Raw genomic sequence first — 23,564 nt, 5'->3', positions numbered from 1 at the left:
AGCAAAGGAGAAACAATGAGTCTTGAGAGGATTTTTTTTACAAACACACTCAAAACCTATATCGTTTTAGCCCTTTATATCGGAATCTTTATTGTGATAGGCTTGCTTGTTGATATTGTGCGCATTGATGCGTTGAGCTTAAGTAGCGGATTTGCAGCATTGCTAAGCTTTCAAGAATTTCCATTAGTAACTTGCATTATGGCGTGCGTAGGCGGACTTATCGTGCTTTGGACGCTTAATCGCTTTGATGTGATTATGCTTAAAGGTGAAGAATATGAATTACTCCAATCCCTCTCTAACCCAAACGTCACGCAAAGGCGGATATTAAGCGCATTTGATGAAGTGCTAAGGCTAGCAAATTTCAAGGCAAAACCAAAGCTATATTTGATTTATGCAGATTATATGAATGCTTTTGCAAGCGGGTGGAAAGAGGAAAACTCGCTTGTAGCAATCACTCTGCCCTTAGCACAGAATCTAGATGATGATGAGCTCAAGGCAGTTTTAGCTCATGAGATAAGCCACATTCGGCATGGTGATATTCGCCTCACGATGTGTGTAGGGATTTTGAGTAATATTTTATTGCTTGTTTGCAATAGCGCGACATATTTATTTATGGGTGGCAATAGAAATTCTGGCGCGCAAAGTGCGAAGATGATTTTACTTGTTTTGCAATTTGTCCTGCCTCTTTTGACGATGTGGTTGCAGATGTTTTTGAGCAGATCAAGAGAATATATGGCTGATGGTGGTTCAGCCTACATTATGGGCGATCCACACCCGCTTATCTCCGCACTCCAAAAAATCTCTAATCATTATGCAACCCACCACACAAGTGCGCTAGATTCTAATCCAACGCGAAGAGCGGCGTATATTTTTGACTTTAGCGATGCATTTAGCACGCACCCAAGCCTCAAAAACAGAATCAAATCGCTCCTTCACAGAAGCAATACAATTTGATAATGTGATAATGTGATAATGTGATTGCGACAATAAAGGCAGACAATGGATACAACAGCATTTGAAGAGTTTTGTAATCGCATAGGCGAGAATCCTAAGCGCGAGGGCTTACTCCAAACCCCAAAGCGACTTCGTGAATGCGAGGAGTTTTTGTATGGTGGATACAAAAAAGATCCCGCGCTAGCTTTAGGCAGTCTTTTTAAAAATAATGGCATTGATGAGATGATTACATTGCGTAATATTGAGTTTTATTCAATGTGCGAGCATCACATTTTGCCATTTTTTGGATCTATTAGTATCGGCTATGTGCCAAATGAATACATCGCTGGAATCGGTGGTTTGGCGCATTTGATCGAGGTTTTTACAAGGCGATTGCAAATCCAAGAAACACTTACAAACCAAATCGCAGATACGATTATGGAGATACTCAAGCCCAAAGGCGTTATGGTCGTGTGTGAAGCCAAACATTTATGTATGAGTATGCGTGGATTACAAAAGCAAAACGTCACGATCAAAACAAGTGCCGTGCGCGGACTTTTTAAGAGTGATTCAAAAACAAGGACAGAGTTTTTGCAGCTTATTGCTCATTCGATTGGTTAGTTTTGTTTTTTATTAAATGTATTTGGAATGTATTGATTTGCTTTACTTACATTACACTAATTTTATTTTTTGCTTTGCAAAATGCAATTTAAGGAACGAGATTTGCAATATAGGGATTTGTAAGGTATAGTGTAAAGATTTGTCAAACAGCTCTAAAAGAAAATAAGGAAAATAATGCCCGCCCAAATTGCGCCGCCCACATCACACAAACCACCACATAAGCCCACACTATCTATGCCATCTGCACCGCCAATTATATCCACCACGAAAGCCACGCAAGCCTCACAAACTACGCAAATCGCTTATATCACTATCGCCAATAAAGAATTTAGACTTGCCAAAAACTTTATGAAATATGGATTTATATTCCGCCCATTATTTGTGCTGCTTAGCATTATTTCACTGCTCTATATCCAAAATCTCATCTTGCTTAGTTTGATATGTTATTGTTGTGGCATTATTTGTTACATGTTTGGAGTATATATTTTCTCAAAGCTCACGCACTCACAGATTTTTTTATATAATTTATGCAGGTTTCTTACATTATGCGTGCTAGGGATTAGCATTGCTATTTTGATTCGTTTTATTCATTCTTATGTTGTTCAGATTTCTTGTATTGCGTTTGTAAGCTGTCTTCTCAATCTTTGGCTGATTTTTTTAGAATACAAAATCGCCAAAGAGCTATCAAATCTTACGCGTATTGCGCTATTTATGAGTGCTTTTAGGGTGAAGTTTATCTCATCAGTGTTATGGATTGTTATATTGTTTGTTTTGGGGGTTTTGGTGATTTTTGGAATGGATTTACAATACATCATACAGATTATGGATACACAAGAATTTGATTTGTTTATCAAAGATAATGTATTGGCAATTTTTTGCTTCAGTAGCGTGATTGTCATTATTTATGTAAGTGTTTTGACTTCTTTGCTGCTTTATGGTAGAGCGTATTTTTCTATCGCACAATCTCTCATCTTACAGAATCAAAAAGCATAAATAGACAAAAACATGAGGGCATAGAGATAATGGATATTGTGTCGCATTTAGAGGCTCATCTAAAAATTTTTCATCAATGTATCTTAGAATGGTATAGCGCATTTGGTAGAAAAAATCTGCCTTGGCGAAACTACAAGCGCGATGGAAGCGAGGCTTACAAAGTCTATGTCAGCGAGATTATGCTCCAGCAAACGCAAGTCTCAAGGGTTTTGGAGTCGTATTTTTTTCCATTTCTTAATGCATTTCCAACGCTCACCTCTCTAGCAAACGCCAACACAGAAGAGGTTTTGGCATTATGGCAAGGGCTTGGCTACTACACAAGGGCGCAAAATATGCAAAAAACTGCCAGAATCTGCGTGCAATCTCATTATGGCAATCTCCCAGACAACACAAAAGCTCTGCTTGCACTGCCGGGCATTGGCACATATAGTGCGGGCGCGATTTTGTGCTTTGGGTTTGGGCAGAGTGTAGGATTTGTCGATGCTAATATTAAGCGTGTTTTTTCACGACTTTTTGCAAAGCAAAATCTCACCCCAAATGAGCTTTCATCATTGGCGCAGGCACTTTTAGATAAGCACCATAGCTTTGAGTATAATCAAGCCTTGCTTGATATAGGTGCGACTATCTGCACACCCAAAAATCCAAAATGCCTCATCTGTCCTATTTCTAGATTCTGCAAAGGCAGGGCAAGCTGGCAACTTTTTGGCATAAATAAAAAAACACTCTACCAGAATCTAACTCTAAATCTAGCCATAATCCTTGATAAAAGCCAAAAACAAATCGCACTCATCAAAGCCAGCCAAAAGCTCTACAATAATCTTTATAATCTACCACAAATCGCACAATCATTGCCACAAATCCCGCAAATCCCACCGCAACCCAATCAACCCCAAAATTACACATTTATCGGTGATTTTAAGCATTCTTATACCAAATACAAAATCCATGCAAAAGTATGGATTCTAACCCAATCAATACATCAGAATCTACAATCCCAGAATCCACCCCATAATCCACAAAACCAGCACAATCAGCAGGATTTCGCGCAAAATCTAATTCTCCAGAATCCAAAACTCCAGAATCTAGATTCTTGCAAGTTAGATTCTCAAATCGCGCCCAATAATACAAATCCACAAAACACAAATCCACAAGATATGTCAAACACACCAAATGCGCTAGATGCGCTTAATGCAGCGGAGTTTTTTAGCCTTGATGCGCTCCCGCCTATTTCAAATCTCACTAAAAAAGCACTTGATATTTTCTATCGATATAAAAGTTTAAAATAAGATAAATTGCTATACAATAAAGCACTTTTACATATTTAGGGGGTTTATATGCAGAAAGATCCGCAGTTTGGGCTTCTTTTGGAGCGGCAAACACTCATCACTTCCAAAACAAATCTCAAAGGCTTCATCACTTATTGCAATCAAGACTTTTTGCGTTATAGTAAATACAACGAGTCTGAGCTTATCGACGCCCCGCATAGCATTGTGCGCCATAAAGATATGCCTCGTTGTGTGTTTAAGCTTTTGTGGGATTATGTGCAAGGTGGCAAAGAAATTTTTGCGTTTGTCAAAAATCTCAATAAATACAAAGAGTTTTATTGGGTGTTTGCCAATATCACGCCATCTTATGATGATAGAGGGCAGATTATCGGGTATTATTCTGTGCGCAGACAGCCAAATTTCAAAGTGATCCCAACCATAAGCGAACTATATCAGAATCTATGCGCGCTAGAGGCTTCAGGTGGAATGCAGCAAAGCCTCAAAGCCCTTGATGACTTCATAACCAAGCAAGGCAAATCCTATAATCAAATCATTTGTGAACTCCAAGAGCAGAGATAAAATCTAATTTGTTTTATTTTGGCAATACCTTCACCCCCTTCAATGCGCGCTTTATCGCACGAAGGGTATAAAACACAAATGGTGCGTAATATTTGAGATATGCAAGAGTGCTAACTTTAAATGATCGCTTTGTGTAAGATCTCTTTATCTCTGCAAAGAAAGGTGTAGATTTTGCTATTTGCCACCAAGCTTTATCATAAGGGTGCTTTACAAATTCTGGTTTGCCATTTGGATTCCAGTCAATTTTCTCCCATGGTTTGTAACCACATATAAAATGCACTATTACAGGAGATTGGAGTGCTTGGCGGAATTCTTCTAAACTATACACACAAGGTATTACATCAAAGGCTCCATTGAAGCCATTTTTGATGATTTGTTTATCAGAATCAAATCGTAATCTCCTCTCATCAAACCATAAGAAATTCCATTGAAATGCCAGAATCTTTTTTTCATTTTTAAAGATATAGTTGATAAAGTCTTGATCGGGAGCCTCATTGTATTTAAATCCGCGAATTTGGCTCATATCTTTTGTGCGCCATTTGTCAAGATCGATAAACAACATGCCAGAGTTGCAATAATCAGTGGATTTGACAACATTGTCTTTGACTATTGATGTGATATTTGTAACATCACGCACCATAGCGATACTTTTGCCCTCCAAATCCATCTCAAACAATGGACGAATATCTTGTAAAACAAATGTATCAACATCAAGATAAAGGCAGGTTTTTAGCGAGGGAGCTAAAATATCACCAAGCTTTAGGCGAAAATACGCACACCAATTCTGCCCTGCTTCTCCCCAAGAGCGTAAATCTTTGAACTCATCTTGGCTTAGATGATGTAGTGTGATACTTGCGGGGTAGAGTGCATTAAGTTTAGATTCTAGTTTGCGAAGTTTAGCAATCGTGCTTGGCTTTAGTGTATCAGTGATAAGATGAAATGCGATAGGAGTGTGATTTAATGTAGAGTTATTTTGGTTTGGAGTGTTTGGATTTTGGGTTAGATTAAGATTTGAGGCGGAATCTTGAAAGATAGAATCTTTGGAAGCGGAATTTAATGTGGAATCTAAATCTATTTTATTTACTAGATTTTGTGAAAAATGAGAATCTGATTTGGGTTTAGACGCAGAATCTAAAATAGAATCAGCAGAATCTATTGCTAAATTTTTAAGGTTATATTGCCCCCCCCCCTCGATAATATGGCTATTTGAAGCATTATTTGCTTGATTTTTTTGATTTACTATTGCAGAGATTATACTACTCATTGCCACAGCGCAATATTTTATATAATTATCATCGCAAGTAAAGCAAATTGTATATTCATTATTTTTCATTTTTTGCCTTTTTGTTTGGGATTAAATTAAAAAGCTAGGATTATAGCATATTCTTATGTTTATTTTTATAGGCTTTATCATTGCAAAATCCAAAAAATCCCAAACGATAAAATCAATGATAAAAATAATTAAAAATTTCATTATGTTTAATGTATGTATTTTAAGCTAGGGTAGAATCTAGGCTTATTTTATATATAAGGATAAAACATGAAAAAATCAGTAGTGATTGTAGGTGGAAGTATCGCTGGGCTCACGACAGCTCTCGTGCTTGCGTCAGCCAAAAATAGTGAATTAGACTTTGATATTACTATCATTGATGATGACAAGGGCGATTTGAAAATTGCAGCGATTTATAATATGCCGTTGTTTCCAATGGGTGCGGAGGCAAAAGAAATCCTTGAGACAACAAAAAAGCAAATCGACTCATTACTCAAAGTCAAATACATTCAAGGAAGTGTAACTGAAGTGAGCGGAAGCAAGGGAGATTTTGTGGTGAAGGGTGCAGACTTTAGCCAAAAGGGTGAATATGTCGTGCTTGCAACAGGTGCTTCGCGGTTTGACATACAAGGGCTAGGCGATATAGTCCGCCCGCACACACTTATGAATAAACCAAACAAAATCAAGCTGGCTTGCTCTGGTCGCCAAATGGTTAAAGAAGGCGTATATGCCGCAGGGCTTGCTTCGGGCGTAACCACGCAAGTAGCATGCGCTATCGGAAGTGCAGCTGAAGCAGCATGCGCTATCCTAAGCGACATCAAAGGCGAAGTAAGCATAGTCCATGATACGCCAACCTCACGCAAATAGATTCCAAATAGATTTTATGTAAATTATGTAAAATAGACTTCAGCCTAGAATCTAGATCTTGAATTCTAGATTCTAGGCTGTTTTTGTCATCATTGACGCGCAAGTAAAGAATCTAAAAGCATTTTCTACATATCCTCCTTGTCTGTGTCTTTATCTGCGAGCAAAACAAAAAAGCAAAATTGTAGCACCAAAACCATAAAATTAAGCCTTTCAAGCTAATATAAAAGCTATAATGACAAGGCTAGCTTATCAAGCAAAATAAATACTAAAAGGAGCTACAATGTGCGGAATCCTAGGCACTATTCCAAATACAAATAAAAACCACTTCGCCCAAGCACTTGACACACTCACACATAGAGGACCTGATGATTTTGGTGTATATCATGATGAGTGCATTTCTTTGGGGCATAGGCGATTATCGATTATTGATTTGAGTCATAATGCCAAGCAACCAATGGCTTATAAATCTTGTCGGGGGGGGGGGGCAATATTATATTGTCTTTAATGGTGAAATCTATAATTTTTTAGAGCTACGTCAAGAGCTCATCGCCAAAGGCTACATATTTCACACAGATTCTGATACTGAAGTAATCCTTGCAAGCTTTGATGCATGGGGCGAGCAGTGCCTCAATCGCTTCAATGGTATGTGGGCGCTTGCGATTTGGGATTGCCAAAAAAGACGACTTTTTCTCTCTCGTGATAGATTTGGCAAAAAACCGCTTTTTTATGCCTTCACCAAAGACAAAAACAATCAAGATATATTCGTATTTGCCTCCGAGATGAAAGCGATTTATCCATATTTGCGCGAAGTTCGCCCTGCTAGCGATTTTTCTACGATGACAAAAATAGAAAATATATTTGATTATGAAGGAAGCGAACACACCTTAATTGAGGGCATTAAACGTTTTCCTCACTCACATTTTGCCTATTATGAGCCATATACAAAGACGCAAACCCCACCAAAAACGCTTCAAGTAAAGCGATATTATTCAATCCTTAATCACCTCATCACGCCACTTCCAAGCTACACTCAAGCAGTGGAGCGATTTAGGGAATTATTTTTGGATTCTGTGAAGATGAGAATGAGATCTGATGTGGCTATCGGCACGGCATTAAGCGGAGGGCTTGATTCTAGCTCTACGATGTGTGCGATGGCATATTTGCATAATCAAGGCGCAAAATCTAACCCCAAAGAATCAAATCTACGAGAATCAAATCTCCAAGAATCTAACGCGCGAGAATCCAAAGACTGGCAGCACGCTTTTATAGCTTGCTTCAAAGACACGCCACTTGATGAGAGTAAATATGCCTCTCAAGTTGTAGATTTTTTAGATATCAAAGCGACTTTTTTGGAGATAAATCCGCTTAAATTTTGGGATAAAATCGAGCATTATTTTTATATGTTTGAAGATGTCTATATCACAAGCCCGATTCCAATGATCGCCACTTATGAGGCTGTGAAGCAAAATGGCGTGAGTGTTACGCTTGATGGGCATGGCGCAGATGAGCTTTTTAGTGGATATGGGCATATTATCGAGGCACTTTGGGACGCTAGATTCCGCCCCAAAAAAGCACTTGATATTTTGCATACACTAAACCAAACGCGCGCCCAGCCTTGCCCAAATAAAGCACTTTATAAAGAAGGAGCAAAATTCCTCCTAAAAACCTTTATCAAAAAAACCACCGGCTACAAGCTCAAACTTCCGCAAACGCACACTCATCGTCATTTTGACACGCTCGATCATTTTAGCGCGCAACTTTATGAGATTTTTTATCAAACAATTTTGCCGACACTTTTGCGAAACTACGATAGATATTCGATGATTAATGGCGTGGAGATTCGTATGCCATTTATGGACCATAGGCTTGTGGAGTTTGTCTTTAGTCTGCCATTTGATTATAAAATCCGCGGTGGCTACACAAAAAGGCTAATTCGCGATAGTGTGGATAGCTTTATGCCAAAGGGTGTAACTTGGCGAAAAAGTAAAATCGGCTTCAATTCGCCTTTTATGCAGTGGCTAGAGCGCGACAAAGCACATAATGGGCTTAAAGAATGGGCGCTTGATTTGGTGCATTCAAGGGATTTTTTGGAATGCGAGCTAGTAGAAAATCCTACCAAAACCGCCAAACAAATAGAGCAAATTTGCGCTGGTGCTTACAATGCAAACGACATAGGCGGACAAATATGGTGCGAGCTAAATCCTTACCTATGGCAAAAATCGCTAAAAAATGCAGTGAAATTTGCTTAGATTCTCATCATTTGTTGTTGGAATTTCAAGGTGGTTTAAGAAAATATAGAATCTAGAATCTATCGTTTTTGTCGTCATTGCGAAGCCCTTTAGGGCTGTGGCAATCCATATATTCTATCTTGCCTAAAAATAGAGGATTTTTTAACGCTCTTTTTGTGTTTGCATAGAATCTAGATTCTGCCTTTACAATTCCAAAAACTTCGCGATTCTTTTTTTGCGTTTTAAATATTTGCTATAATGCCAAGCAAAAAGGAGTTGCTTATGGAATTTTGCTGTTCTTCTCGTATCTCAAACCTTTCAGAATCCGCCACAATCGCTATCTCGACTCTTGCCTCTGAGCTCAAAGAAAAAGGGCGCGATATTTTGAGCTTTTCAGCAGGTGAGCCTGACTTTGATACGCCATTGCCAATCAAAAAAGCCGCACAGCGCGCGCTAGATTCTGGATTTACCAAATACACGCCTGTATCGGGTATCACAGAGCTCAAAGTCGCGATTGCAAACAAACTCAAAAGAGAAAACAACCTACATTATGAGCCAAATCAAATTCTTGTCAGCAATGGCGCGAAACAATCGTTATTTAATGTGTTTCAAGCACTTGTAGATTCTGGCGATGAGGTGATTATTCCTTCGCCATATTGGGTAACTTATCCTGAGCTTGTTACCTATAGTGGGGGCAAAAATGTATTCTTAGAGACTTCCGCGCAAACGCAGTTCAAAATCACCCCAAGTCAGCTTGCAAACGTTATCACAGATAAAACCAAAGCATTGATTCTCACAACGCCATCAAACCCCACTGGAATGGTGTATTCTAAGCAAGAGCTTACAGAGTTAGCGCACGTGCTTAAAGGAAGCAATATCGCCGTGATTGCTGATGAAATCTATGAAAAGCTTATGTATGACGGGGGGTTTTGCTCTGTGGGAGCTGTGGATTCTGATATGTTTGCGCGGACGATCACAATCAATGGGCTAAGCAAATCAGTGGCGATGACTGGCTGGAGGATAGGCTATCTCGCTTCCGCTGATACAAAGCTTGTCAAAAAAATGACGAATCTTCAATCACAATGCACTTCAAACATCAACTCAATCACGCAAAAAGCCGCGATAGTCGCGCTCAATGGAGAGGTGGATTCTGAAATAGAATCTATGAGAGAGGCATTTGCTAGAAGGCGCGATCTAGCGTGCGAGATGATAAATCATATCGATGGATTGGAAGTGCTAAAGCCACAAGGGGCGTTTTATTTGTTTATCAATATCCAAGGTGCGCTGAAAAATAGCGCGTTAAATGATGCATTAAAAAGTAATGCATCAAAAGGTGGCGAGAGTTTGGAGTTTTGTAAGCAGGCTTTGGAGCGCACGGGGCTGGCATTTGTGCCGGGTAGTGCGTTTGGTATGGAGGGATTTATACGAATGAGCTTTGCATGCTCAGAGGAGCAGATTAAGCGAGGGTTAGAGCGGTTGGGGGATTTTATCCGCACGCTTTAGATTCTAGAATCTAATTTATAGAGAATCTAAATCCTCTCTTTTTAGCATATTTCAGGGAGTTTGAAATTTTTAGCCTACAAACCTACAATGAACGCTTATGTTACACTTTTTTATATTTTTTGCTTGCCTAAAAATTTCTACACAACACTGACTAAATCTGCCTAAAAATAGAGAATTTCTTTACACCCCTTACACCCCTTTGTGTTTGCATAGATTCTAGATTCTATGGAGATAAAAAGAGCGTAAAGAAATTCTAGATTTTTGAATAAATTTTGGGGTTTTGCAAGGTGAGCGAATGAGTCGCTACTTTTCGTGCGTCGCACTGGATTCTGGATTACGTCGGCTTCGCGCCTCGCAATGATGAAAAACAACATAAAATCTAGAATCTAAATCGTCATTGCGAGAACGATAGGACGAAGCAAAAGAGAATCCACTTTAAGTAAAGCATAGATTGCAACGCTAACGCTTAAGACATGCAAGAGGCTGGATTGCCACGACTTCTTGTGAAGTCTCGCAATGACACAACTTTAGATTTTATTAAAAACTTGGCGAAATTGGAGATTAAAATTATGGCTTTGATTTGCGGGATCGATGAGGCTGGCAGGGGAAGTTTATGTGGAAGTTTGTTTGTCGCTGGCGTGGTAGGCGAGGAGCAGATGATGAGTGAGCTAAAGGATTTGGGTGTCAAAGATAGTAAAAAGCTCTCTAAACAAAAGCGATTTGCCATTGAATCCTTGCTAAAAAGTAGAGATGATATGTGGTATTTTGTCGTGCGCCAAGAAGCCAAAGATATAGATTCTAAGGGCTTAAGCAGATGTCTAAAAGAGAGCATAGAAAAGATTATAGGGTATTTTGAGGCGCGATGTGGGGTATTTTATATAGATGGCAACACTTGCTTTCATCTTCGCTCAAATCATCAACGAACCATACAATCCATAATCAAAGGCGATGATAAGGTGGCGCATATCTCTTGTGCATCGATTTTTGCCAAATGTGCGAAGGATCGAGAAATGCAAGAGCTTGATAAGCTCTACCCGCAATACAATCTCAACAATAACGCAGGATATGGCACAAAATCACATATCGATGCGATTAGCAAATATGGGCTAAGCCCGCTTCATCGCAAAAGCTTTGTGATAAAGCAACAGGCAAGCTCACAAGAGCCTCCGCGATTGTTTTAGATTCTGCTTGGGTAGATTCTCTCTATTTTTTTATAAAATCTATGCAAATCTCATCACCAACTATAACTCATATTTACCCCATATATGCCTCTTCCTGTCGCATCGGTCGTAATATCGGGCGTGATGATGACTTTTCTAGGTTTATAAGACGTGGTAAAAACCCAAGCCCAACCCCATGCGATGGCACTTCCAACAAGCACTTGCCAAATCGTGTGTTTGCCAGCATACACCCTTGAAGCATCAGTTACAATACCAATGCCAATTAAAGGAAGCGCGCTTTTCCAACCATAGCGATAAAACACAAACCCAGCCGCACTAAATGATCCTCCGGCATGTCCGCTTGGCATTCCTTTATAGCTATCACAACAAGGGCGTTTGGCAAAGGCTACACTATTGCCATTATCATGTGCGTATTGAAAGCTTTTTTTGATGATTTCTATCGTCCCTTGCGTAACCAAAGTCCCCGCTGCAAGCTGCCACACGCCCTCATAATCTTTCATTCCAAGGCTTACAACCATAACCCCAACCGGAGCAAGCGTCAATACATCTCCAAGCATTTCAAAATCGCTTTTTGCATGCAAGGAATGTGAAGCACAAAACAATGCCACACCCAAAATTATTTTTTTAAACATTAAAATTAGCTCTTTTATAAATAATTGTAAAAATGAAAGCGAAATTCTATGATTTTTCTTTTTGGCATTTTTCGCAAATCACAAAAAGGCGCATATCGTGGCTTACAAGTCTTGCTTTGTAGGCATTAGCGACTTGAATCTGACGAGATTCTATCTCTTCATCGACAAATTCAAGTATCGTTCCACAATTTAGGCAGATGATATGATCGTGATGTTCTTTTGCAGCTATTTCGTATCTTTTGCCTGATTTGCCCGGCTCTAAAGCAGTGATAAAATTTTCTTTCTCCAAAAACCCCAAGATTCTATACACTGATGAAATGCTGGTTGATTTGTTTCTGGTGCGGAGTTCGGCGGTGATTTCTTCGGGGCTTAGATGTCGTCCGCTTTTGTAAAGCACAGAGATGATTTCTTCGCGTTGTTTTGAACTTTTGAGTCCATTTTGCTTGATAGAATGTCTAAGTCTTTTAAGAATAGATTCTAGGGTTTCTAGTCTATTTTTCATCGCTCTTGCTCCTTTTTTGGTCTGTATTCTTTAATATTGTGGATAACTTTTGTATTTGAATGATTCTTATTTTACAATAAAAATGATTTAATTTTTTCAAACATTTGAGAATAAATATAAAAAATCTAGCAACTTTTGCTGTTTTTTTGAGATATAATAGCCAACTCTAACACAAAATACTGAGGGCAAAGGATAAACAATGTTTGGAAGTTCAAGTCGTGAAGTAAAATTAACAATAGAAAAGCAAGCAACAGAGATTGCAAGCCTCAAAAAAGAAATCGAGCTGTATAAAAAAGTCGTTGGATTTTCTATGCAAGAAGGTATGGTTGGGATCAAAAATGGTGAAGTGATCTTTAAAAATTCATTTGCTCAAGATCTTAAAAATCTCAATGAAATCGTGCAGCATTTAAACAAAGAATCATCTGAGGTTACAACTGGCGATCACACATATAGCGTTAAGTTTTTAGAAATTGATGGTGTTGAATTTTATCGCTTTGTGGAGGCGGATTATCGTTGCAATACAAATGGGCTTGATCTTTTTTCTGTGTATTACAAAAGCCTAAAAGATGGCATTGTCGGGACGCAAACTTCTTTGCAAAAAATCCTAGAAGAGACAAAAACATTATTTGAAAAAGCCCAAAACAACGAAGATGTCAGTGCGGTAGTCAAAGATAAAAGTGCAAGCGTAGAGAGCGATATCAGCTCTTTATACGAAAGAATGCAAAACGCAACGGAATTAGTCGCCTCACTTGCCCAAAGAAGCAATGAAATCACAAATGTGGTTTCGCTTATTGATGATATTGCTGAGCAGACAAATTTACTTGCACTTAATGCAGCGATTGAGGCAGCAAGGGCTGGCGAGCATGGAAGAGGGTTTGCTGTTGTTGCTGATGAGGTGCGAAAGCTTGCTGAAAAAACACAAAAAGCGACAAAAGAAATTGCTATTGTCGTAAAATCCATGCAACAAGAAGCAAGCGATATACAAACAAGCACTGAAGAAACCTCACATCTCACTCAAGAAGTCAAAAGCGGCATTGATGAAATCTATGCAATGGCTGAAGACACAAAAACAGCCGCACAAGCTGCTAAATATTCTGTCAAAATTTGTGATAATCAGATTTTCTGCACGCTTGCAAAGCTCGATCACACGGTGTTTAAAAACAATCTTTATGCGATTTTGTTTAAAATCAATAATTCGTTTAATCAAGTTCCGCATACAAATTGCCGATTGGGTAAATGGTATTTTCAAGGCGATGGTAAGGCTAACTTTAGCGATACTGCTGGATATAGAGAGCTTGATGCTTATCATGCGACAGTCCATAATGAAGCAAATACATTGGCACAATCTATCGAAAATGGTATGCCACTCAAATCCTACATTGATGCAAAAGTTTCAGCTATGGAAGAAGGAAGCAATGGCGTAATGCAATGTATTGATAAAATGCTTGCAGAAAAAAATGAACAAATCATAAAACAAGCACATCTCAATGACCAGCCCACACATGCGCAACCCGCACAAGCGCAACCCACACAAGTGCAACAGGCACAACAAGCGCATGAATAACTAAAATCTATGAGTGATTTTGAAATGTAAATAAGCGTAGATTATGTTTAAAAAAATTGCCTTATGTTTCTTCATTGTCTTTGTGGTGGGGATTGTAGGTTATATCTTTGTGCTGTATATGGATTTGAGTTCAGATATTGACAAAGTCAAAAACTACCACCCCAAATTAGCCACACAAATTTATGATCGCAAAAATAGACTGATCGCCAATGTGTTTGACACAGAATTTAGATTCTATGCCAAATTTGATGAGATTCCGCCAAGAATGATTGAAGCACTTTTAGCAATAGAGGATACTTTGTTTTTTGAGCATGGCGGGATTAATTATGATGCGATCATTCGCGCAACCCTAAAAAACATCAAAAGCGGACGATTTGCCGAGGGCGGAAGCACGCTCACACAACAACTCATCAAAAATACAATCCTCACAAGAGAGCGGACATTAAATCGAAAATTTAAAGAAGCATTGCTGACATTTCAAGTTGAGCGTGTTTTGACAAAAGAAGAGATTTTAGAGCGATACCTTAATGATACATTTTTTGGGCATGGGTATTATGGAGTAAAAACTGCGGCTTTGGGGTATTTCAAAAAATCGCTCTCGCAGCTTACCCTCAAAGAAATCGCAATGCTTGTTGGGCTTCCTCGCGCACCAAGCATTTATGATCCGACAAAAAATATTGATTTTTCACTCTCTAGAGCAAATGATATTATACGAAGAATGTATGATTTGGGCTGGATCTCAAAAGAATATCAAGATGCCTCGCTTGTGGAGATTCCGGTTGTCTATAACCAAACTTTAACCCAAAATATCGCCCCTTATGTAACGGATTTTACACTCAAGCAGCTTAGCAATATCAAAGACATTAAAACCGGTGGATACACAATCAAGCTCAATGTCGATCTTGAATACCAAGCCCTAGCACAGCAAGCCATCACCAATGGATATAAAAATATTCAAGAGCGATTGCAAAAAGCCTCAAAAAACACAGCAGCAACAGAGGAAGATTCTCCTCGAAGTTTGCTTAATGGCGCAATGGTTGTAACTGATACTAAAACAGGCAAGATTCTAGCACTTGTGGGTGGGGTCGATTATAACGAAAGTCCATACAATAGAGCCGTAGATGCAAATAGGCAAGTCGGAAGTAGCATTAAGCCATTTATCTATCAAATGGCATTTGACAAAGGGTATTCAATAGCGACGCAAGTTCCTGATGCAGCGAGGAATTTTGATGAGTGGAAGCCAAAAAATGTCAGCGGTAAATTTCAAGGAATGGTTACACTGCAAAATGCTTTGATGTATTCAAGAAATCTTGCCACGCTTAATGTCGTGCAGCTTATTGGGTTTAACGATGTGTATAATGGGCTATTGCGCTATGGATTTAGTAATTTTAATAATGATATGACAATTGCGATTGGAAGCTTGAATGCTACACCATTGCTTTTGGCTAGAGAATATTCTATTTTTTCAAATTACGGCACGAGGGTTGATCCGCTTCTTATTGATAGTGTTGTAGATTCTCATGGCAATGTATTTCCTTTTGATACAAAATCAGAATTTATCACCTCTCCAGAGCAAGCGTTTCTGACAATCTCAATCCTCAAAGATGTCATCACAAATGGGACAGGAAGAAGAGCAAAAGTCAATGGAATCGAAGTCGCAGGCAAAACAGGCACGACAAATAATAATATAGATTTGTGGTTTTGTGGCTTTACTCCAGATATTCAGGCTATTATTTGGTATGGAAGAGATGATAATAAATCCATTGGAGAATACGAAAGCGCGGGGCTAGTTGCTACTCCTGTTTTTGCGGAATTTATGAGTAATGTCCTTAAAGTTGAGCCAGCATTGCGCAGGAGTTTTCCTATACCAAATGGTGTAAAATCTAAAACTATCGACAAGCAAGTTTTTTACTATACAGACACTTCACCCCTGCCAAATAACATCAAACAGCAAGATACAAACGATCGGCTTTTGTGGTAATCTCATCACCAAAGTTACATGTAGAGTTAAATCCATTTTTAGATAAAACACGCTACAATACTCACCAATTTATAGTCGAGGTTAGATAAAGGTTGGAAATATGAGACTCAAATTAACGCATATTGGATATATCGCAAACAAAATCGCTCTTGATTTATACAATTCACATCTTGTTACCCTAAAAGTTCCATTAGAGACAATCGCTAAAATCGCCAAAGATGTGTTGGAAGCAGACTACAAAAAAGAAGTAAGCATCGATCAAAAAGCACAAGAGATTTTGGAGAAAAATCAGCAAGAAGCGGAATTTTTACGAGCTGATGAGAGGCAGTTGTTTTGGATGATAAAAAAGCAATTAGCCGAAGAGAAGCACTTTTTATTGCAATGGGACGATCGATACAATGCCCTCTCTCATATTATTTTAGATTCTCTATACAACAAGCAATACATAGAATTTAATATCAACAAAAACCGAGTCAAAAACATTATTTTTAAGGCGATTGATGAGTATTCTAAGCTTCATGAAAATATCCAAGATGAAATTATGCAAAAAATAAAAACATATAAACGAAAGCTTTTGGTCGGAACTGATGAGTATGAGCTTGTGTATGAAAAGCTTTATAATGAAGAGTTACGCAAAAAAGGATTTTTATAATGCAAGATGTATCGCTCTATTTTGCCAATGGTTTGTTTTGCAAGGCAAAGGCATTTAGTGGAAATGGAACGAGTATCGGCGAGGTTGTATTTAATACCTCTCTTACAGGCTATCAAGAAATCATCACTGATCCGAGCTATACTGGGCAGTTTATCGCTTTTACTATGCCAGAGATTGGCATTGTTGGGGTGAATACAAAAGATACTGAAAGCAGAAGTATTTTTTGTCGCGGGGTGATTGTGCGACATTATCATGATATGCCATCAAACTTTCGCTCTGAGCAGTCTTTAAAGCAGCTTTTAGATTCTCATAATATCTTGGGGATTTGTGAGATTGATACGCGGACACTTACAAAAATAATCCGCACGCAAGGTGCGATGATGATGATAGCCTCTACTCAAATACACGATAAAAACGAGCTTGCGTCTTTATTACGCAATGCTACACCCATAGAATCTGAAAATCACATCGATTATGTCTCCACAAAAACAGCCTATACTCACAAAAATGGGATTTTTGATTTTGCGATTATGGATTATCAGATTCCACCCACACAGCACAAAATCATCGCTATTGATTTTGGGATCAAAAGAAGTATTTTAAACGAGCTTGTTAATGTTGGATTGGAAGTAGAGGTTATGCCTTATGAGTTTAGCGCAAATGATATTATCTCGCGTTACAAACAAGGCGAGATTCAAGGGGTATTTTTGTCAAATGGTCCGGGTGATCCAAAGTTTCTCAAAGCTCAAATCGCGCAAATTAAACTCTTGATTGAAGCTAAGATTCCGATATTTGGAATCTGCCTTGGGCATCAGCTTTTGGCAATCGCAAATGGCTATGAGACATATAAGCTGAAATTTGGACATCATGGTGGCAATCACCCTGTAAAAAATATCTCCACAGATTCCATAGAAATTACAGCCCAAAACCACATCTATTCTGTGCCTGAAGAGATTGAAGCAATCGCTACAATCACTCATAGAAATTTGTTTGATTCTACGATTGAGGGTGTAGCGTATAAAAACGCGCCAGTGTTTTCAATCCAACATCACCCAGAAGCAAGCCCGGGACCACGAGAATCTACTCTAATTTTTCAAGAATTTGCAAAGCTTATCAAAAGCACCATCTAATATCGATAAATACGAATAAAAAGCCATAAATACACAGCAGAAAAAGCTATTTTCTGCATAAAATTTTTAATAAATTATCAATTTTTAGTATTTTATTTTTGAATTTAAGGTTTATTTATATAGAAATATTTTAGAATAAATCTTGATTCTTTGATAAAAGAATCAAATTAAGGAGTTAATAATGAAGACTATGCGATTTGCTTTTTTGCTTGGTATCAGCACGAGTATGGCGTTAGCACAAGTGGATTCTAGAGATGTGGATTCTAAAGACATCACTCAAGAGTTAGATTCTCAAGAAAGAAACCTTAATGAACGAGAATCTAGTGCAAAACAAAAATTTGCACTTGAAGCTGGCGTTGAGATATATAATAAATTTGGTCTTAACGGAAGGGGCGCGAGTCCAACAGATAGCTATGGCTATGTTTTGGGGCAAATAAATGGCATATATTCTTACAAAGGATTAGAAATCAAACTAGGTGGAGCGGGTGCTGGGCTCACTTATGATTCTACTCGTTATGGATATGGTGCTGGCGGATTTGCAAGCACAAGCGGTGGCTTTGTCAATGAAGCATACAACTACATCGGTTATTGGACAGGATATGACGCCAAAAGTCCGTCCTCATCAAATAATACGCACAATTACTTTATACACAATGCAAATATCTCATATAAAGGAGAGCATTTTTCTATCATCGGTGGTAGATTCTATGAAAATGACGAAAACTATTACAACGCGTATGCTGAAGGGATAAAGCTCAAAGCCAATTCACAGAATCTTTACGCACAAATCTCTGGAATCAGTAGCGGGGCATTGGTTGGCGATGGATTCTTTTGGGATTACACAAGAGCTTATACGCCAAATGGCTTATTATCCGCAAATTTCGGCTACAAAAACGATCATTTTGATTTGAGCGCATTTTATTATTATGGGATTAGCGAATACAGCGCACCCGGGATCAATGCCTCTGCAACATTTGGCAATCCTTCAAAAATCGCTTCAAACACAAGGCTTAATGTCATCTTTCCAATTTATGATAGCTTCACCCAAATTGGCGTGCTGCTTACCCCACTCGCTGACAAAAAGCCAGATTTTACTTCAAGCATTTTGATACGAGAAGATATTGACTTTTTGGATCATTATGGCGTCTCTTTGGCATTATACAAAAACATCGGATTTGCCAATGCGAGAATCGGGCTTTTTGGCTCGCCACTAGGTGTGAATATTTGGGATAATTCCGTTCAAGTCCTCGGTGCTTCGCTAAATGCTATCGCGGCACCCGATGCGCTGACAACGATGATTTTCACAAGAGCACATTATGAGAATCTTGCTCCATTTGTAACTGCTTTGGAGTTTAATCTTGATGGGCGATACACGACAGCCCCAAGCAGCGATGAATACTCACTTAAATTTAGCACGATATGGAGCGTTACCCAAAAAATCGATGTGCTCTTTATTGCTAATTATTACACAAGTGTGGTTAAAAATATCGCATGGAGCAGGGTGTCTGATTCTGCATTTAGTGGGACAACCACGATTGATAGAAGTTATCTGATGACAAAGATTAATTTTAAAATTTAGATTTTAAAGTAGATTATGTCATTTTCGTCATTGTGAGGCGCGAAGCAACGAAGCAATCTAGTCAAAAATTCAAAAATATAGATTGTCACGACTTCCTAGCGGAAGTCTCGCAATGACGACAAAAACAACATAGATTCTACTAGAATCTATGCAAACACAAGCAAGCATTAAGAAATCCTCTATTTTTAGGCAGATTTTAGGGTTGTGTAGAATTTTTAGGCAAGCAAAAACACAAAAAAGTATAACATAGAAGTTCATCGCAGGCTAAAAATTTCAAACTCCATGAAATACGCTAAAAGGGAGGATTTAGATTACATGAAAATTAGATTCTAAATTCTAAATTCTGTATTTGTTTTAAATAAATGCTACAATAGCCATTTTTAGATTTTATGTTTGTTAGGGGGACAAATGCAACAACTTACCATAATCGATACTTTTGGCTTTTTTTTTCGTAGCTTTTATGCGCTTCCGCCGTTGCAAAATTCTCAAGGCTTTCCTACTGGGCTTTTGATGGGGTTTGCAAATTTAATTATGAAGCTTCATTCTGAAAATACTCACGATTTTATTGCTTTTGCGCTCGAAGGAGATGGAATCAATACGCGCAAAATCACTTATCCGCTTTATAAAGCCAATCGCGTTGAGATTCCGCAAGATATGATTTTGCAATTACCAATCGCAATCGAATGGATCGACAAAATGGGACTTGCAAGCATTAAATTTGACGGATATGAAGCAGATGATGCGATCGCTTCTTTGGTGATGAAGGCTGAAAAAATGGGAATCAAATCGCGAATCATTAGCCATGATAAAGATTTGTATCAGCTCATTAATGACAATATTTTTTTGTATGATCCGATCAAAAATATCGAGATTCACGAGCAGGAATGTTTTGATAAATTTGGGGTTTTTCCAAAAAATTTCATTGATTATCAAAGCTTGGTTGGAGATTCTAGCGATAATGTGCCCGGGATTAAGGGGATTGGGAGTAAGACCGCCTCAAAGCTTATCGGGCATTTTGGTAGCTTAGATGCGATATATCAGAATCTAGATGATATAAGCAATGTCGTAAGCGCAAAAATCTCTAATCTCATCAAACTTCACAAAGAAGATGCGTATCTAAGCAAAGAGCTTGTAACGCTCAAAAAAGATTTGCCGCTTGATTTTGATCTCAAAAAATTTGCTATGCCAATGCAAAATCCACTCAAAAATATCATTGATGAAATGGATAAATATGAATTTATAAAAATTATACAGCGACTTACCAAAAAACCTATGAATGTCAAATATGAAGTCCAAAAAAACGCACAAAAATCAATCGGTGGCTTACGAGTGCAAGCCCCTAGCGCGAGTTTTAGCTTTGAGTCAAAAATGATTGATAATTTTGCAGACTTTGAAAAAATCCTCTCCACAGCTCCAAAAGACGCACTTATCGCTTATGATTGCGAAACGACAAGCTTAAATACTTTTGAAGCGCAAATTGTTGGCTTTAGCTTTTGTATTGATGGCAAAGTTGGCTATTATGTGCCTGTTGGGCATAAATATTTGGGCGTTGGCACGCAATTCACACAAGAAGAAGCCAAAAAAGCGATCGCTCTTATTTTTGAGCATTCAATCATCGGGCATAATCTCAAATATGATCTTGCAATCGCAAACAGACTTGGTATCATGCCACAAAAAGAGATTTATGATTCTATGATTTTGGCGTGGCTGTGCGATAGCGTGAGTAAAATCGGGCTTGATGAGCAGATGAAAAAATGGTTTAAATACACGATGATAAAGTTTGTCGAACTTGTCGATAAAAATCAAGACTTCTCAAGTGTAAATCTTGACATCGCCACGCAATATGCCGCAGAAGATGCAGTCGCGACAATGGCGTTGTTTTATCGCCTCAAAGACCACCTTATACAAAAGGGTTTGGGGCATATTTTTGATTTGGCAAAAAGGCTAGAATTTCCATTTATTTATGTGTTACTTGAAATGGAACGCAATGGTATTGCGATTGATATAGAACATTTTGAAGTGCTTTCAAGGCGATTTTCAAAAGAGCTTTTGGGATTAGAAAAGCAGATTTTTGAATTATCAGGAAGCGTGTTTAATCTTAATTCACCAAAACAGCTTGGCAATGTGCTTTTTGAGACTTTAGGACTCAAAGCCCAACGTCAAATCAAAGGCGGATACAGCACAGATGAAAAAACGCTCCTTGCGCTTATGGACGCGCACCCTATCATTTGTAAGATTATGGAATACCGAGAAATCGCCAAGCTTAAAAACACCTATGTTGAGCCTATATTAAAGCTTAATAGAAATCACAGAATCCACTCTTTATTTCTCCAAACAGGCACAGCCACAGGGCGATTAAGCTCCAAATCGCCAAATATCCAAAACATTCCCGTTCGCACAGAGCAAGGGCGCGAGATTCGTCAAGGATTTGTAGCAAGCAGAGATGATAGCACGCTTTTATCGATTGATTATTCGCAAATTGAGTTGCGACTTTTGGCGCATTTTTCGCTTGATCCGGTGCTGCTTTCTGCGTTTGCCAATAATCTTGATATCCATCTCCAAACAGCAAAGCTTGTATTTGGTGAGGAATGCGCGAAAGAAAAGCGAGATGTCGCAAAGAGTATAAATTTTGGGCTTATTTATGGAATGGGCGCGCAAAAACTCGCACAGACCCTAAAAATCTCATTTAAAGAAGCCAGAGAGTATATACAAAATTATTTTGAGTCATTTCCAACGGTAAAAAACTTTCTCAAGCAAAAAGAAGAAGAAATCCTTAACAATGGCTATTCTCAAACACTTTTGGGGCATAGGCGGTATTTTGATTTTTCAAGGGCTACGGATTTTATGCGAGCAAATTATTTGCGTGAGGGGATTAATTCTATTTTTCAAGGCAGTGCGGCGGATTTGATTAAGCTTGCGATGCTAAAAATCCACCAAGAATTTAAGGGCACTGCTATCAAAATGCTTTTGCAAGTGCATGATGAGCTGATTTTTGAGCTTCCTAAGCACAACGTACAAGAGAATGCCAAAAGGATTTCAGAGATTATGAATGGAATCTATACGCTCAAAGTGCCACTGCAATCAAATATCGCAATAGGCAGAACTTGGGCGGATCTCAAATGACAATACACACAGCACACACCAAAAAACACATCAAGCATATACGAGGAGATACACTCAAGGATATGCACGCGCAATGAAAAAATCCTATATGCACCACTTTATATGGCTTGCGTGGATTGCGTTTGTAGTGCCGATGAACTTTGATTCTTTGCAAAACACACCCACAGCCCAATCTCTATCATACATAATGATTAATCGCACTTACACTCACGCTTATATTGAAGCTTATACTCGCGCGCATGCAAAGGAAGCAAATCCATCAAGCCAGTGGGGCGAGAATCTAAAAGGTATTATCAAAAAATTTAAACCAAGTCGCATAAATGGCATAGAGCAAAAAGAGCTTGCCTTAACTCTTGATGCGTGTGGAGGCAAAAATGGCTCAAAAATCGATCGTGTATTGATTGAATTTCTTATCCAGTACAATATCAAAGCCACTCTTTTTGTCAATGCGAGGTGGATTGCTGCAAATAGAGAGTATTTTTTGGATCTTGCTTCAAATCCTTTGTTTGAAATCCAAAATCATGGCTTTTTGCATCGTCCGCTCTCTATCACTCCACGCGAGATTTATCATATCAAATCCACGCAATCACTCTCAGAGATTCTCCAAGAAATACAAATCAATGCCAATGTGATTTCACATCTCACAGGAAAAATTCCGCGATTTTTTCGATCAGGCACGGCATATTATGATGAGATTTCTTTGCAGATTCTGCGTGATTTGGGATATAGGGCGGCTGGATTTAGCTTTAGTGCGGATTATGGTGCGACTTTGGGTGCGGATAGGGTTGCTGCAAATTTGTTGCGCGCCAAAAGTGGAGATATTATCCTAGCGCATATGAATCAGCCTCAAAGCCAAAGCGCACAAGGTATGATAAAAGCTTTGCCAAAGCTTTTGGAGCAAGGCTTTAGATTTAAGCTTTTGGGCGAGATAGAGCAGGGCGATTTTATTGATGATTGAGAT

At 38.6% G+C, this 23,564-nt stretch carries 20 protein-coding genes; 17 read left to right on the top strand and 3 right to left on the bottom strand.

Annotation, left to right across the window (positions count from 1 at the left end; all coding sequences use genetic code 11):
- Positions 1–15: 15 nt before the first annotated feature.
- From htpX to DY109_RS01990, 5 genes are all read left to right on the top strand, one after another.
- Positions 16–954: a zinc metalloprotease HtpX gene (gene htpX, locus DY109_RS02010; protein WP_023948731.1), complete on the top strand. Its 939-nt coding sequence runs from the start codon at positions 16–18 to the stop codon at positions 952–954.
- 45 nt (positions 955–999) lie between these two features.
- The gene (folE, locus tag DY109_RS02005; protein WP_023948733.1) at positions 1,000–1,554 is read left to right on the top strand and encodes a GTP cyclohydrolase I FolE; all 555 of its coding nucleotides are present in this window, start codon (positions 1,000–1,002) and stop codon (positions 1,552–1,554) included.
- Positions 1,555–1,728: 174 nt separating this feature from the next.
- On the top strand, positions 1,729–2,547 hold the full coding sequence (locus DY109_RS02000; protein WP_034549992.1) for a hypothetical protein: 819 nt from the start codon (positions 1,729–1,731) through the stop codon (positions 2,545–2,547).
- 29 nt (positions 2,548–2,576) lie between these two features.
- Positions 2,577–3,833 carry an A/G-specific adenine glycosylase gene (gene mutY, locus DY109_RS01995; RefSeq protein ID WP_023948739.1) on the top strand — a complete coding sequence of 419 codons (1,257 nt, stop codon included), beginning with the start codon at positions 2,577–2,579 and terminating at the stop codon, positions 3,831–3,833.
- A 48-nt stretch (positions 3,834–3,881) separates the two neighbouring features.
- The gene (locus tag DY109_RS01990) at positions 3,882–4,391 is read left to right on the top strand and encodes a PAS domain-containing protein (protein ID WP_023948741.1); all 510 of its coding nucleotides are present in this window, start codon (positions 3,882–3,884) and stop codon (positions 4,389–4,391) included.
- A gap of 13 nt (positions 4,392–4,404) precedes the next feature.
- Here the strand turns inward: DY109_RS01990 and DY109_RS01985 are convergent, their stop codons facing one another.
- The gene (locus tag DY109_RS01985) at positions 4,405–5,724 is read right to left on the bottom strand and encodes a glycosyltransferase family 8 protein (RefSeq protein WP_023948743.1); all 1,320 of its coding nucleotides are present in this window, start codon (positions 5,722–5,724) and stop codon (positions 4,405–4,407) included.
- A 207-nt stretch (positions 5,725–5,931) separates the two neighbouring features.
- On the opposite strand from DY109_RS01985, the gene DY109_RS01980 reads away from it, so the two are divergent.
- The 5 genes from DY109_RS01980 (at position 5,932) to DY109_RS01965 (ending at position 11,440) form a co-directional block, all read left to right on the top strand.
- Positions 5,932–6,528 (top strand): FAD-dependent oxidoreductase, encoded by a 597-nt coding sequence (locus DY109_RS01980; RefSeq protein ID WP_023949587.1) that lies wholly within the window; start codon positions 5,932–5,934, stop codon positions 6,526–6,528.
- A gap of 280 nt (positions 6,529–6,808) precedes the next feature.
- The gene (locus tag DY109_RS11100; protein ID WP_147291154.1) at positions 6,809–7,033 is read left to right on the top strand and encodes a hypothetical protein; all 225 of its coding nucleotides are present in this window, start codon (positions 6,809–6,811) and stop codon (positions 7,031–7,033) included.
- Positions 6,969–8,777 carry an asparagine synthase (glutamine-hydrolyzing) gene (asnB, locus tag DY109_RS01975; protein ID WP_115737742.1) on the top strand — a complete coding sequence of 603 codons (1,809 nt, stop codon included), beginning with the start codon at positions 6,969–6,971 and terminating at the stop codon, positions 8,775–8,777. The genes DY109_RS11100 and asnB overlap by 65 nt, the downstream gene beginning before the upstream one ends.
- Positions 8,778–9,038: 261 nt before the next feature.
- Positions 9,039–10,259: a pyridoxal phosphate-dependent aminotransferase gene (locus DY109_RS01970; protein ID WP_023949595.1), complete on the top strand. Its 1,221-nt coding sequence runs from the start codon at positions 9,039–9,041 to the stop codon at positions 10,257–10,259.
- 473 nt (positions 10,260–10,732) lie between these two features.
- Positions 10,733–11,440 carry a ribonuclease HII gene (locus DY109_RS01965; RefSeq protein ID WP_023949597.1) on the top strand — a complete coding sequence of 236 codons (708 nt, stop codon included), beginning with the start codon at positions 10,733–10,735 and terminating at the stop codon, positions 11,438–11,440.
- Between the two features lie 53 nt (positions 11,441–11,493).
- Here the strand turns inward: DY109_RS01965 and DY109_RS01960 are convergent, their stop codons facing one another.
- Both DY109_RS01960 and fur read right to left on the bottom strand, forming a co-directional pair.
- A complete protein-coding gene (locus DY109_RS01960; protein WP_023949598.1) occupies positions 11,494–12,072 on the bottom strand; it encodes a phosphatase PAP2 family protein in 579 nt (192 codons plus the stop codon).
- A 46-nt stretch (positions 12,073–12,118) separates the two neighbouring features.
- Positions 12,119–12,574, bottom strand: coding sequence for a ferric iron uptake transcriptional regulator (gene fur, locus DY109_RS01955; RefSeq protein WP_023949599.1), 456 nt, complete (start codon positions 12,572–12,574; stop codon positions 12,119–12,121).
- A 199-nt stretch (positions 12,575–12,773) separates the two neighbouring features.
- On the opposite strand from fur, the gene DY109_RS12295 reads away from it, so the two are divergent.
- The 7 genes from DY109_RS12295 (at position 12,774) to DY109_RS01920 (ending at position 23,561) form a co-directional block, all read left to right on the top strand.
- Positions 12,774–14,138 carry a methyl-accepting chemotaxis protein gene (locus DY109_RS12295; protein ID WP_023949600.1) on the top strand — a complete coding sequence of 455 codons (1,365 nt, stop codon included), beginning with the start codon at positions 12,774–12,776 and terminating at the stop codon, positions 14,136–14,138.
- A gap of 43 nt (positions 14,139–14,181) precedes the next feature.
- Positions 14,182–16,119 carry a penicillin-binding protein 1A gene (locus DY109_RS01945; RefSeq protein ID WP_023949602.1) on the top strand — a complete coding sequence of 646 codons (1,938 nt, stop codon included), beginning with the start codon at positions 14,182–14,184 and terminating at the stop codon, positions 16,117–16,119.
- 100 nt (positions 16,120–16,219) lie between these two features.
- A complete protein-coding gene (locus DY109_RS01940) occupies positions 16,220–16,771 on the top strand; it encodes a DUF507 family protein (RefSeq protein ID WP_023949604.1) in 552 nt (183 codons plus the stop codon).
- On the top strand, positions 16,771–17,901 hold the full coding sequence (gene carA, locus DY109_RS01935) for a glutamine-hydrolyzing carbamoyl-phosphate synthase small subunit (protein WP_023949606.1): 1,131 nt from the start codon (positions 16,771–16,773) through the stop codon (positions 17,899–17,901). Before DY109_RS01940 ends, carA begins: the two co-directional genes overlap by 1 nt.
- A gap of 181 nt (positions 17,902–18,082) precedes the next feature.
- Positions 18,083–19,480 carry an outer membrane family protein gene (locus tag DY109_RS01930; RefSeq protein ID WP_023949608.1) on the top strand — a complete coding sequence of 466 codons (1,398 nt, stop codon included), beginning with the start codon at positions 18,083–18,085 and terminating at the stop codon, positions 19,478–19,480.
- Between the two features lie 408 nt (positions 19,481–19,888).
- Positions 19,889–22,603, top strand: coding sequence for a DNA polymerase I (gene polA, locus DY109_RS01925; RefSeq protein WP_023949610.1), 2,715 nt, complete (start codon positions 19,889–19,891; stop codon positions 22,601–22,603).
- 73 nt (positions 22,604–22,676) lie between these two features.
- The gene (locus DY109_RS01920; RefSeq protein ID WP_023949611.1) at positions 22,677–23,561 is read left to right on the top strand and encodes a polysaccharide deacetylase family protein; all 885 of its coding nucleotides are present in this window, start codon (positions 22,677–22,679) and stop codon (positions 23,559–23,561) included.
- Positions 23,562–23,564: the final 3 nt, after the last annotated feature.

Origin of the sequence: Helicobacter fennelliae, from assembly GCF_900451005.1 — a bacterium.
GTDB classification, from domain to species: domain Bacteria; phylum Campylobacterota; class Campylobacteria; order Campylobacterales; family Helicobacteraceae; genus Helicobacter_B; species Helicobacter_B fennelliae.
Note: the sequence above shows the minus strand (reverse complement) of the source record. Positions and strands in the feature narration are given on the sequence as shown.